Annotated in this window: 11 protein-coding genes and 2 pseudogenes; 4 read left to right on the forward strand and 9 right to left on the reverse strand. The window is 35.7% G+C overall.

Annotated features, from left to right (window positions below; translation table 11 throughout):
* Positions 1-88: 88 nt before the first annotated feature.
* From QUS22_RS04185 to QUS22_RS04200, 4 genes are all read right to left on the reverse strand, one after another.
* Entirely contained in the window at positions 89-1,036 is a 948-nt protein-coding gene (locus QUS22_RS04185; RefSeq protein WP_289513745.1) for an Rpn family recombination-promoting nuclease/putative transposase, read from the reverse strand.
* Between the two features lie 93 nt (positions 1,037-1,129).
* A complete protein-coding gene (gene nuoH, locus QUS22_RS04190) occupies positions 1,130-2,146 on the reverse strand; it encodes an NADH-quinone oxidoreductase subunit NuoH (RefSeq protein WP_289513746.1) in 1,017 nt (338 codons plus the stop codon).
* Positions 2,130-4,178 (reverse strand): NADH-quinone oxidoreductase subunit NuoG, encoded by a 2,049-nt coding sequence (nuoG, locus tag QUS22_RS04195; RefSeq protein WP_289513747.1) that lies wholly within the window; start codon positions 4,176-4,178, stop codon positions 2,130-2,132. The genes nuoH and nuoG overlap by 17 nt, the downstream gene beginning before the upstream one ends.
* Positions 4,179-4,191: 13 nt before the next feature.
* On the reverse strand, positions 4,192-4,404 hold the full coding sequence (locus QUS22_RS04200; protein WP_289513748.1) for a hypothetical protein: 213 nt from the start codon (positions 4,402-4,404) through the stop codon (positions 4,192-4,194).
* Between the two features lie 725 nt (positions 4,405-5,129).
* On the opposite strand from QUS22_RS04200, the gene QUS22_RS04205 reads away from it, so the two are divergent.
* The 4 genes and pseudogenes from QUS22_RS04205 (at position 5,130) to QUS22_RS04220 (ending at position 9,363) form a co-directional block, all read left to right on the forward strand.
* Complete coding sequence (locus QUS22_RS04205; protein ID WP_289513749.1) at positions 5,130-5,360, forward strand: hypothetical protein; 231 nt, start codon at positions 5,130-5,132, stop codon at positions 5,358-5,360.
* Positions 5,361-5,668: 308 nt separating this feature from the next.
* Positions 5,669-6,865 (forward strand): phosphoglycerate kinase, encoded by a 1,197-nt coding sequence (locus QUS22_RS04210; RefSeq protein ID WP_289513750.1) that lies wholly within the window; start codon positions 5,669-5,671, stop codon positions 6,863-6,865.
* Positions 6,866-6,966: 101 nt separating this feature from the next.
* Positions 6,967-7,744: pseudogene (locus QUS22_RS05665) on the forward strand (EndoU domain-containing protein).
* Positions 7,745-7,851: 107 nt separating this feature from the next.
* On the forward strand, positions 7,852-9,363 hold the full coding sequence (locus tag QUS22_RS04220) for an N-acetylmuramoyl-L-alanine amidase (protein ID WP_289513752.1): 1,512 nt from the start codon (positions 7,852-7,854) through the stop codon (positions 9,361-9,363).
* A gap of 25 nt (positions 9,364-9,388) precedes the next feature.
* Here QUS22_RS04220 and QUS22_RS05550 read toward each other — a convergent pair whose 3' ends face one another.
* From QUS22_RS05550 to tatA, 5 genes and pseudogenes are all read right to left on the reverse strand, one after another.
* The gene (locus QUS22_RS05550; protein ID WP_353477735.1) at positions 9,389-9,805 is read right to left on the reverse strand and encodes a DedA family protein; all 417 of its coding nucleotides are present in this window, start codon (positions 9,803-9,805) and stop codon (positions 9,389-9,391) included.
* 6 nt (positions 9,806-9,811) lie between these two features.
* Positions 9,812-11,185 carry a cysteine--tRNA ligase gene (gene cysS / locus QUS22_RS04225; protein ID WP_289513753.1) on the reverse strand — a complete coding sequence of 458 codons (1,374 nt, stop codon included), beginning with the start codon at positions 11,183-11,185 and terminating at the stop codon, positions 9,812-9,814.
* Positions 11,178-11,834 carry an exopolysaccharide biosynthesis protein gene (locus QUS22_RS04230; protein WP_289513754.1) on the reverse strand — a complete coding sequence of 219 codons (657 nt, stop codon included), beginning with the start codon at positions 11,832-11,834 and terminating at the stop codon, positions 11,178-11,180. The genes cysS and QUS22_RS04230 overlap by 8 nt, the downstream gene beginning before the upstream one ends.
* Before the next feature lie 162 nt (positions 11,835-11,996).
* Positions 11,997-12,601: pseudogene (locus QUS22_RS04235) on the reverse strand (exopolysaccharide biosynthesis protein).
* A gap of 146 nt (positions 12,602-12,747) precedes the next feature.
* On the reverse strand, positions 12,748-12,915 hold the full coding sequence (gene tatA / locus QUS22_RS04240) for a twin-arginine translocase TatA (protein ID WP_006013840.1): 168 nt from the start codon (positions 12,913-12,915) through the stop codon (positions 12,748-12,750).
* Between the last annotated feature and the right edge of the window lie 102 nt (positions 12,916-13,017).

Consider the following 13,017-nt stretch of genomic DNA (forward strand, 5'->3'; position numbering starts at 1 on the left):
ACAGAAGCAAATATTAATAGCATTTCTGTGATTTCTCTTCAAATTTCATTCTTGTAAAGAAGAACATACAATTTATCTATTTTATCAATCAATTCACTTCCATTTCATGCAACTTTTTTATTTCATCAACAGACAGCCCAATTGTTTCAGCTATAATATTGATAGATATGCCAGCTTTTAGCAGATTCTTGGCTGCTGCTATTTTGGCTTTCCTTTTGCTTTTCTCTCTACTTTCTTTCCTGCCTTCTTTTCTACCTTCTTCTATACCCTTTGCCATGCCTTCTCTCTTACCTTTCTCAATAGCAAGATCAAGTTTGTATTCAAGAATAGCTTCTTCTTTCTGTAGGCCCATTACTCTCTCTTCATACGCTATTAGATCTTTTTCATTCCGGCTGAATTTGTCTAGCTCATCATATGTCAATTTTATTATTGGCGCTTTTTTAGCGATCTTTTTTAGGTCCTTTTCGGTAGTATCTTCTGCATACTTAAAAAAGAAATACCATCTTTCTACTGTGCTCTCTAGCTGCTCTACCCTATTTTTTGTAAATTTAGGCAACTCAATAAAGACGAATTGAAAATCTTTTAAGTAATGTCCGTTGGTTTTAATATCACGTATATTATGAGTAGAGATATAATTAACTTCTTCAGGGAAGAAATTACAATTTGAAACTGCAATAAAGAAAATCTTCTTTAAATCAATGTACTGACCACTTTTATCAGCTTGCCTTGAATAAGCCTTAGCGGCATATAGTTTAGCGCGTTTTTCAAAACCTCTATCGCGAACGAGCTGCATTTCAATCACATATCTGGACCCGCTAGAATCCCTACACAGAACATCAATAATACTTTGTTTATCGGAGGCAATTTCAGGATCCATAATTGTGCTGAGGAATTCCAATTCTTGTATAGTATTTACCTCAGTAAATCCTAGAATATCATTCAAAAAGTGGATGAGAATATTCTTATTTTTTTTAGTACCAAAGATTTTTTTAAAGGTTAGGTCTAACTTTAGATCGAGAAATTTTGACAAAGCCATAGCAAAAGGATCTTCAAAACCTTAATATTATGTACTATAATGCAAAGCTTATCAAAAAAATTTACTACCGCAATCAGCATATATTTACAACTCTCAATTCGGCAAACTCCCAGTAAAGAGCAACACTCCTGAAATAAGTATTACCCAAAGTACTGATATCGGCAGAAACATTTTCCAACCAAGGCGCATTAGTTGGTCGTATCGATAACGAGGTATCGTTGCTCTAATCCAAATAAATATGAATAATAATAAAACTATCTTCAAAATGAACCAAATTAAGCCTGGTATTTTATACAGTAAACTAAGTTCTAGAGGGGGATACCATCCTCCTAGAAAGAATATTGCCATCATAGCACTTGCTAAAATCATGTTTGCATATTCTCCCAAGAAAAAGAGAGCAAAAGGCATTGATGAATATTCAACGTTATATCCAGAGACAAGCTCTGCTTCGGCTTCTGGTAAATCGAACGGATGGCGATTAGTCTCTGCAAGAAGACAGATAAAGAACACTACTGCCATAGGCGTTAGTAGTAGATCAACCCAAAATGGCGCATTGTGCTTTGTTACTACCATTTCTCCGAGATTTAGTGTGCCAGTTATAATAACAATTGTTGCAACTATTAGGCCTATTGAAACTTCGTATGAGATCATTTGAGCAGCTGACCTTATAGCGCCAAGAAATGCATAATTGGAATTACTTGACCAGCCTGCGATAATAATGCCATATACTCCTAAAGAGGATATAGCTAGGACATAGAGCACTCCAACATTGATATTTGCTATTACCTTAGGAATTACTATCTGCTGTCCGTTTTTTGTGATTACTTCAGCACTAAATGGTATCACTGCCCATGCAATTAATGCTAAGATAAAGGTAAGTATCGGAGCCATGATAAATAATATAGTGTTTGCTCTAAACGGTATTATCGGCTCTTTGATTAGTAACTTAATAGCGTCTGCGAATGGCTGTAGTAGTCCAAAAGGTCCAATTACACTTGGACCATGCCTCAGTTGCATTGCCCCAATAACTTTGCGCTCAAAGTACACCAAATATGCAACTGAAAGCAACAGCAGTACCAAAATAAATAGGATGTTAACTAGCGTGTCCATAAAAGGCTTTAGTACAATCTGCCATTATTTTTGAAGCGCGACTTATTGAATCTGTCGTATAAAAATTACACTCTTTTAGGAAGAAGGGGACGTTGCTTAATTTTATTCCATCGCAGGTAATTGGCACCCATTTGTTTTTTACCACTTGATCAGCATTTTTGAACTGTGGGCCAATAGTATCTAATTTTTTTCTTACGTCAAATAAACTATCATATGGCAAAGAAAGGCCCAAATATTGGGATAAATTCTTAATAATCAACCAATCTTCCTTTGCTTCACCAGGAGGAAATACAGCTAAATTTGTCCTCTGCACCCGCCCTTCAGTATTTACATAAGTTGCATATTTTTCTGTGTATGCAGCTCCAGGTAAGATGACATCTGCTATGTGTGCTCCTCTATCGCCATGATGACCTTGATAAATTACAAATGTATTTTCTAATTTTGATGTGTCAATTTCATCTGCACCAAGAAGATAAACAACTTCTATTTCACCATTTTTTGCTTGCTTTAGTATTTGAGTAGTATCTTTTCCGCCTTTTTGGGGGACAAAGCCAATGTCTAATCCACCGACTCTTGCTGCGGCTTTATGCAGCACATTAAAACCATTCCAGTCATCTCTGACAATATTAAATTTTTCTGCAATTGAACCAGCTAAAGCTAGAATTGATTCGGAATCGTTTCTTGTCAATGCACCTTGACCGATGATAAGCATAGGGCTTTGAGCGATACTCAGCAGCTGACAAAATTTATGATTCCCTTTCGCTATTTCATTTAAAATGTTAGGATTATTGCCTAACTTCTCAACGTGATATAAATACTCAACATCAGGACCAACGCTTGCAATGGGAAAATTGCCTTGTAAATATCTTTTTCTTATACGTGCATTGATAATTGGTGCCTCTACTTTGGGATTTGTGTTTATAAGCAGACACAAATCTGCACTTTCAATACCCTCAATGGTGGTATTGAATACATATGACCCACGATTATTTGGTATAAGCTTTGCACCATCTTGTCTACAATCTATATTTGCTGAGCCAAGCTTCTGCATCATTTCTTTCAGCAAAAACATAGACTCACAATCTGCTAGATCACCTGCAATTGCCGCTATTTTGTTTGGCTTTGTACTCCTTAGTTTTTTTGTAGCAACAGTTAATGTCTCATTCCAATCGGCTGGAACTAATTTGCCCTCTTTTTTTATATAAGGTCGGTCAAGGCGCTGCACTTTTAATCCATCGTAAGCAAAACGAGTTTTGTCTGATATCCATTCCTCGTTCACTTCTTCATTAAGTCTTGGCAATATTCGCATAACTTCAGGACCACGATAATCAACTCTGATTGCACTTCCCACAGCGTCGAGCACATCTATAGTTTCACAATGTGATAACTCCCATGAGCGCGCCTTAAACGAGTAAGGTTTTGAAGTTAAAGCTCCTACAGGACAGAGATCTATAATATTTCCAGATAATTCAGAACTGATATGCCTTTTTATATAAGTGCTAATCTCTACGTTTTCTCCTCTGCCAATCCCTCCAAGTTCATTTGTGCCTGCAACATCGGACAAGAAACTAACACACCGAGTGCAATGGATGCATCGATTCATCGCAGTTTCAATAAGCGGCCCGAAATGTTTTTTTGGTACAGCCCTCTTATGCTCGTCAAGCCTATTGGTTCCTTTCCCGTAGGCCATCGTTATATCTTGTAAGTCGCACTCACCCCCTTGATCGCAAATTGGGCAATCAAGCGGGTGGTTAATTAGCAAAAGTTCGAGCACTCCTTCACGTGCCTTTTTGACTTTTGGGGTATCGGTATGAATAACCATGCCTTCTGCAACTGGTATTGCGCAAGAGGCTACTGGTTTTGGAGGACCGCCTTCTACCTCGACCAAACACATTCTGCAGTTACCGGCAATTGCTAAGCGCTCATGATAACAAAAGCGTGGAATTTCAACACCCATGACTTCGCAAGCTTGAATTATAGTGAGCCCAGATTCTACTTCACATTCCTTAGAGTTAATAGTGACCTTAACCACAAGTTTAAACCCGCTATACAGCTTCCCATTTTATAGGGTTACCACTTACCTCATCTTCAACGAGATTGCCGTTATCATATTGAGCAGACATATAGTTCATACGTGAATCACGGTCTATATATCTAACCGGTTTTACCGGTTTATCTTTATACATTTTTTGTTCGGCTTTCTTACGCTGAGTAGGGTTATTTTTACTAGCTGTTTTTGCTTTTCCGCCTGCTACCATATGAACTCCTAAAAATTTCTCATTTTATTTTAACACTTGAGTGTATAGCGTCAATATTAAATAACTTTAAAGTTTTAATGGATATCTAACCTCTGTTTGAGTATTACTCGATATCATTCAAGTAGCTGATAGAAACGAAAAAGTTGCTTGACAAACTTTGCCAGCCTCCTTATTATAATGGCAAGGGTATTTTTAATTCAAAACTTGTTTTTGATCTGCGTGGTTCAATAACAAAATTCAGTCAAAAGTTTAAGGTGTTTTTTGGCCAGTTACGTCAAATTATTGACGCTGCATGTCTTTTAAAATTTTTCTACATTCAGCCAAATTGTGCTTAAACTAAGCGTCAGCAAATTATTACAGCGCCAAGTTGCAGTATTAGAGGGTCAAAGCTCGCTGCTCAGGGTTTCTTTGCCTTTTTTTCCACTTAGTAAATTTCTTAATGTTTTTAGCTAGATGAACTGACGCTAAGCAGTGCCTTGTTTAACTGTAAAATTCTACATTAACCATTGATAACTGGTAAGTTGAGACCCTTCTTCTTTCAAAAGAATTGAATAATAATTTGACTATCTGACTAATTTGAATTATAATAGCAATAAAGGAAGTTAGATCCTCAAGAAAAGTATTAATTAATTTTAGGGGATTATATAGGCGAAGAATTTTTAACACTTTGTAGTACAGCATCAATAATAGGGGCATTTACAAGTCTTGGATTAAATTTCACAGCTTTGTCACTTTTAATAATGGGTGGAATTGTTACAGCCGTTCCTACAATATTATTCAGTGCACAATTTGCATGCAATCGGGTAATAGAAGGAGAATTCTCCAAAGAAACTCTTTTTACGCTTGCTTATTTATGCACTGCAAGCACTGCAGTTGGAGTCGGCCTTGCTGCAGCTGCGGCTGCTATTTTTCCTGTTACAATGCTTGGAGCGGGACCTGCAGCTTTGCAGGTGTAATAGTTAGGAGCAATAGCGCCAATTATAGGGGTCTTTGCAATCTTAGCTACATTATTGGCAGCTGATAAAGTGAGTGAATATATTATATCACTTATAGTCAACAAAGTGAATGAATGCTTTTCTTCAAGAGGAAAAAAGTATGAGCCAGTAACCAAGTAAGGTGTTTTCTATTGTGTTGAAGACAAATGTTATAGTCTGTTTTATCTCGAACACAAAGTATCATTTCAGCATCAAGCGTCCTTTCTATAACTCAAAACTTTACTTTAGATCAAGCTGCTGTATAGTAGTTTTATAGCTTCAATTTTGTAATGAATGTACCTAGCATAGAGAATTGTGATCTTCGCTATAAAGCTGTCTTACTCAGAGTTGATTTCAATGTTCCTGTAAGAGATGGGGAAGTTCATGATACCACTCGTATTTTGAGAGCATTGCCTACTATTCAACACTTGGTAAATGCGGGTGCAAAAATTATTATCATATCGCATTTTGGACGCCCAAAAGGCAAAGATAATAATCTATCGCTAAAAAACATAGTTGAAATTTTATCACATCTGCTAAGCAAAGAGGTGAAGTTTGTTGATGATTGCGTTGGTGAAAAAGTACAAAGAGCAGTAAATGCGATGGATGGAGGAGATGTAATATTACTAGAAAATCTGAGGTTTTATAGGGAAGAAGAGCAGAATGACGCAAATTTTGCCAAACAACTAGCATTTCTAGCGGATGCGTATGTCAATGATGCATTTTCTTGCTCTCACAGAGCTCACGCTTCTATTTCACGCATTACGGAGTTTTTACCTTCCTATGCAGGATTTTGCTTGCAAGATGAGCTAAAATATCTTGAAAAGGTCATATCATTTGACGCTAAACCTATTACTGCAATAGTTGGAGGAGCTAAAATATCAACTAAAATAAAAATGCTTATAAAGCTAGCAAAAAATGTTGATTACCTGGTTCTTGGTGGTGCGATTGCTAATAATTTTTTATTATTTAATAAAGTAAATGTAGGCAAATCTTTCTTTCAAAATGGTATTGATGATCTTCTGAAGAATATTGTTGAAACAGCAAATAAAAACAATTGCAAAGTAATTATGCCGGAAGATGTCCTAGTTTCAATAAACTCTGATTATGATACTAGCGTTTCAAGAACAACTGAATCCATTTTAGACGATGATGTAATTTTAGATATTGGGCCTCAAACTTTAAGCACAATAAACAGTATAATAGCAAGTAGTAAGACTCTGCTGTGGAATGGACCTATCGGTGTTTTTGAACATACAGCTTTTGCAAATGGCACAGTAGGGGTGATGAAAGTTGTAAGTGACTTATCACATAAGGGAAAATTAACCAGCGTGATAGGGGGAGGGGATAGCCTATCTGCAATAAATGCTGCGGGTCTGACTGATAAAGATTTTACATATGTTTCAACTGGTGGTGGGGCATTTTTAAGTTGGCTAAGTGGTAACGAAATGCCGGGGGTTGCTGCACTGCAATCAGCATTAGATTAAAACTTTTTTAGATTATTGTTTGTATATTAGCTTTTTTGTAAAGTTGTGTTGTAATTACACCGAAAACAGCTAAGTTAATCTTGTGCTTAATAACAACGTTAATGGAGTTTATTTTTTGTATTAAGAACTATTATTTTAGTGGTACAAATTCACGAATTAACTTTGAGCCGTTTTTCAAAACAGGTTCTTCAGGTCCAGATTACATTACATCGCTTCCAGAGTTAACTGACTTTGATAGAGGGGTGTGAAGAGTTTGTGAGATTGGGGAACACTCTGATAGAGAAGATTTCAGAGTTTTGCTTAATAGTCCACAGCATCAAGAGGTGGTAAAAGAAATGCATGATAAGCTCAATCATCAAGTGGTTACAGCCAATGCAGACTTGGAATTATTTAAGGATGGACTGACTAGAATTTGGGTTACTCCAAGCGGGATTGAAAAAGAAACTATAGGGTTTGGACATATTTTTTGTGGTGAGCTAAACAATAAATTAGGTGGTATGCGTTTTGTAGGTAGGTATGTTGAAGCTCAAGAGAATAAATGGGCGGGTGCGACTTGGAATGATAAGTCTCTGTGCAATATATTGAATGTTAACCTGCCAGTTTATACATTTGGAATGAGATATTTAGGTAGGGATAGTGAAGTGAAAATTAAGTGCCCAAGTGTGGTATGTATGTAACCTTTATGCTGATGATATTTTAGTCTCTGCAACTAAAGCGTTTAAAGAATTAGGAAAAGGTGGAATGTGCCTGTATAAAATGGAGGATGACAATTATCAATCAATGTTTGTGAGAAAGAATGATGCCGTACTTATGTTCTATCCTGACTTAACGCCAAAGAGTAATGATAAGAGTATTAATTGTAGCTGTAGCAAACTTTAATAGGCAAGTTAGCTTAAAAAAAACTAAACAAATATTGTTTTGTACGTATTATATTAATTTAGTTATACTACAAGTAGTTTCTGCAATTTGCGGAACGTTAGAGATACATGAAGCTTATAGTGAAGAAATGTTTGTCAATTTTGTTTGTCTCTGCACTGTTGCTGCTTGTTATCATTCCAGCGCCCCTTATATCTGAGCAACAGTCTTACTCAAATAGTATTGAGGACGATTTTCAAGATTTGAAAAGAAATCTACCATCCTTAAGAAATATGCTATTTTTAGACCCTGCTCCAAGTTCAAATTATGATGATAGAGAAGGCAAAAAAGTGTCGATGGTAATAGTGCATCATACCGAATCGCCAACATTAAAAAGCACAAAATGCGCATTAAATTCCACAGGAATATCAGTGCAGCTCATTGTTGATAGAGATGGCAGCATTACTTTGATGGTTCCACTCGAAAAAAGAGCATGGCATGCTGGTATAAGTTATGCAAAAGTTCAAACAGATAACGTGGTTGAAGAACTACAGAAACTGAATGATTATTCTATAGGCATTGAAATTGTAAACACAGGGCTTGAGCCTTTTCCAGAAGAGCAAATGCAATCTGTTAAAGATCTGATTTTATACCTTATGAAACGCTTTAAGATCAGAAAAGATATGATATTTAGTCATGCTGAAGTAGGTACTATAGTATACAACTCAGCTATTGAAGGCTACACGATACGTAAACCCGACCCACATAAGTTGTTTGATTGGGAGTTATTAGAGAAAAATGGCATTGGACTACATATAGGTGATAAGATCGGGCTTCAAGACGCAGAACAAAAAATAGGTGAAGTTTTATATAAGGTAGGTGATAAAAATAAAAGCATTTTGAAATTAAAAAAAAGATTAAACAATTTTTTTTACAAAATATTGCCTTGGCATGACAAAGAAGGTAACGTGATTTTTCCTGACAATAACGTTGGTTACTCAGATGAGTTTGATGAGAATTTTGTGTGGGTCGTCAATCAATTTTCAATGCGCCATTTACCAAAAGGGATTAGAAAAGGATTACTCCTAAAGTTAGAAAGGGAAGATATTCTGCCTGAACTTTTAGGCGAGTATGGCAGTTGTGCTTTCAACAAATTCACATCTTTAAGTGACAGAATTAAAACAAGTTTACAACCACCATTTTTAAATGAGGAGGATTACAAATGTTTATTATCTTCTCTTGTACAATACGGAAACAACATTTCCTCTGATGCGTTTGCTACGTTGATGTATAAGATCAAGCTGTATTACGACTCTTATCTAAGATATAATATAAGCTCTTCGCTTTATATGCCATTCAAGCTTAATGCATTTGCAAAGTTAGACGCTTTAAAAAATGAAGTGTTATTTTTAAAGTCTATGAGCTCTGAAAAGGCTACGGAAGTTTCAAGTTTAATTAATGAGTTTAGGTCAGAAGTGCTGTCTGATTTTGAAAATTTTGAGAAACAATGGTTTCAAGAATTTAAGGACACTTGGAAACAAAAATTTATACCTAATATGGAAAAGCAAATGTCTTGGACTGCACTACATGAAACTATATTAGAATATTTAGAAAAGGCAAAGGAAGAGGTTGTGAGAAACTAGCAGCCAACTCAGCTACTTAAGCAACTTATTGAACAGTAATGATGAGGTATAACAAGTAGAAAAAGTTGGATAGGATAGTTAGCAAAGTGAAAACACTGAGTTTTAACTTGAAATAGCCTGATAGAACTTGAATCACACTGCCAAGTACTGTCGACCACGAGAGTAATGCAACTGCACAAATTAGTAGATTTCTTACAGTTTTTGGTGTTGTGTGCTCGTTCCCTAATTTGTGATGTAAATTTCTGGTAGAGATTACTATTATACCCCAGTACCAATTAGCTATTCCGCCAAGGCTTGACCCCAATACTCCAAAAAGTAACATAAGCAGTGGATTGTAACACGACCTGAAATACAACATAGTATAAAACACAAAACCTTGGTGTATGGGTAAGATTAACGATGATAGTAGAGTATCTTTAAACAGCAGAAAGTAATTTTCCATATGGATTTACCAGGTTGTTATACCATCTTCATTATCAGAAATTATAACTCCCATCCTTTTTAACTGATCTCTTATTCTGTCTGCAGTATCGTAATCTTTGTTTTGTTTTGCTGCTCTTCTTAAGTCTATCAATCTTTCTATTTCTTGATGGTTTGCGCCAGTAGTAAACCACTCTTGATAACTTGACTCAAGAAGACCAATCAATCTTGCGCTCTTAACGAAACTCTCAATTAATTTGAGCTTCTCATTTTCGTTACTTGTTTTGTTGATTTTTGTGGCCATTTCATGTAATATAGCTAAGGCTTCAGGAATGTTTAAATCATTTTTCAAAGCTTCTATAAAACCTTTAGAGATTTCTGAATCGCTTTTCTCAATGCTTGCTACTTTTACACCACGTAATAACCGATAAAACTTGTTTAAAGCTTCTTGCGATTCAGAAATAACGTTTTCTGTCCAATCAAGTGGTTTTCTGTAGTGAGTTTTGAGCAGTGCATAACGTATTACTTCGCCCTTTATTCCACCCTTTAGTAGATCTCTTACCTTGACTATATTGAATAAAGACTTGCTCATTTTCTCTGCATTTACTGTAAGAGAACCGTTATGTACCCAATATTTTGCAAACGTTGATCCAGCAAATGCAGATTTACTCTGTGCAATTTCATTCTCATGGTGAGGAAATTGTAAATCTATACCGCCACCATGAATGTCAAAATCTTTACCAAGGTAAGCATATGACATTGCTGAACATTCTATATGCCATCCTGGTCTTCCTTTTCCCCATGGGCTATTCCAGTAACTTGAAAGTTTATAGTCAATATCACTTGCGGGTTTCCACAGTACAAAATCTCCTGGGTGCTTTTTATTTTCACCAATTTCAACTCTACTGCCATGATCCAATTCATCAATTTTTTTTCCTGATAAAGCACCGTATTCAGGGTAAAATTCTACACTAAAATATACATGTTTATTGGCTTCATAAGCATGACCAGATTGCAACAAATATTCAATTAATTCGATAATGCAATCTATATTTTCCGTTGCTTTTGGTTCATGCGTTGGCTCTGCACAGTTTATGTTTCTCATATCTTCATGAAAAGCATTAGTGTAATATGTGCTGATACTTTCTATATCGCTATTTTTCTCATTTGCTGCATTGATTATCTTGTCGTCGATGTCGGTTATATTACGCACATAAGTAACTTTACCATAACAAAATTTAAGCAGTTGAAATAACACATCGTAAACAACAACAGAACGTGCATTACCTATATGTGCCGTGTCGTATACCGTTGGTCCACAAACATATATTTTTACATGATCTTTATTGATCGGCGTAAAGGACTCTTTTTTTTTTGTCAAAGTATTGTAGAGCCTAACCATATACAAAGCTTTTTAAAAAAGAAAATGCCTCGATTATAAGTTGTGGTCCTTTGACCATCACAATAAGAGTAAGTAATAACCCGCACAATGATACTAAAACTCCCAGTATAGAGAGAAGTCCATCTTTACTCATAACACCAAGTGAAATGAGGGTTGTGCCAATTGCAGGAATAAAGTTAGTTAAAGGCAGTGGAATGGCTATCGATAATGCACAAAGCAGCATTATAAATGCTAAAATATTTTCACCTGGTCCACAGAAAATGAAAGACATTCTTGGTTTCATGAACTTTTCTATTTTTTTTAATGCAGGGGAAGTTTTCTCTACCGCAAGAGCTAGTGTCGAACGTTGAAAAGATTTCTTTTCCAGCCAGTGAGGCATCCAAGGAGAATCAAAACCGAACAGAAGCTGCAGTGAAAATAAGATTAGAGGTATAGAAAGTATAGTTGTATAGCCAGGTGGAACCGGTATAGGTACCGATAGTGGCAAGGAAAAGATGATTATTAAAATACCAAAACCGCGCTCTTGTAAAGCTGTTTTGATATCAAACAATGTCACTTTGTCACTATTAGTATTGTTGGTATCTGCAACTTCTTTTAGAATATCGGAAGCCAATTTTTTATTTTTAGTCAATTTCTCACTTTCCTGCACAATTACCCTTTAACAAAATTATTTCTCCTAGCTAACATAATTACTACTATATTTCAATATTCATCCTTCATTTTACATCGTAGTTTATTCTTTTGTTAAGATGTTTAGAACTTAACCATGTACTAAGCTTATAAGGAAAGGAAATGCTCCTGTTATAAGTTGTCACCCTTTGACTATCACAATAAGAGTAAGTAACAATGAACACAATAATATTGAAACTCCCAATATAGAGAGAAGTCCGTCTTTACTCATTATACCAAACGAAAGGAGAGTTATGCCAATTGCAGGAAGGAAGTGAGTAAAAGGCAGTGGAAAAGCTATTATTACTGTACAGAGCAACATCATAAAAGCTAGAATTTTCTCACCAGGCCCATAGAAAACGAAAGACATTCTTGGCTTCGTGAATTTTTCTATTTTTTTCAATATAGGGGAAGTTTTCTTTACCACAAGAGCTAGTGTTGAACGCTGAAAAGATCTTCTTTCCGGCCAGTGAGGTATCCGAGGAGAGTCAAAACCAAATAGAAGCTGTAGCAAAAATAAAATTAAAGGTATAGAAAAAATAGTTGTATAACCAGGTGGAACTGGTATGGGCAAGGATAGCGGCAAGGAAAAGATAATTATTAAAATGCTAAACCCATGCTCATGCAAAGCTCCTTTAATGTCAAACAATGTCCTTTATCACTGTTAGCGTTGTTGGTACCTGCAACCTCTTTTAGAACATCAGAAGCTAATTTTTTATTTTCGGTCAGCTTCTCACTTTTTTGCAAAGCTACCCTTTAACAAAATTATTTCCTCTAACTAACATAATTATCGCTGTATTTCAACATACATAATATCTCTCTTTGTTATTTAGCCTGACCAGATTTTAAGTAAATGACACGCACTTTAGAGCGTGTCATGGAATATAAGGACGCTAACGATCTGGCTCGTTAGATGATAGTTTTTCTGAATCCTTAAGTTCTTGTTTGAGGTTTTTAATGCCTTTTCCTAGATCACCCATAACTTGTGGTAACCTGCCTGCACCAAACAGAACTAAGATTATTATTAAGACTAAAAACAATTGCCACGGCCCTAAACTCATGAGTACCTCCATTTAAAATATTAACTTTTAGATATTAAAACCTGACTGAAGTCAAGTAACACATGAATTATATCACCTTTATTTAATTATAGGTTAAAATTT

Source organism: Wolbachia pipientis, assembly GCF_030373985.1.
GTDB lineage: Bacteria > Pseudomonadota > Alphaproteobacteria > Rickettsiales > Anaplasmataceae > Wolbachia > Wolbachia pipientis_D.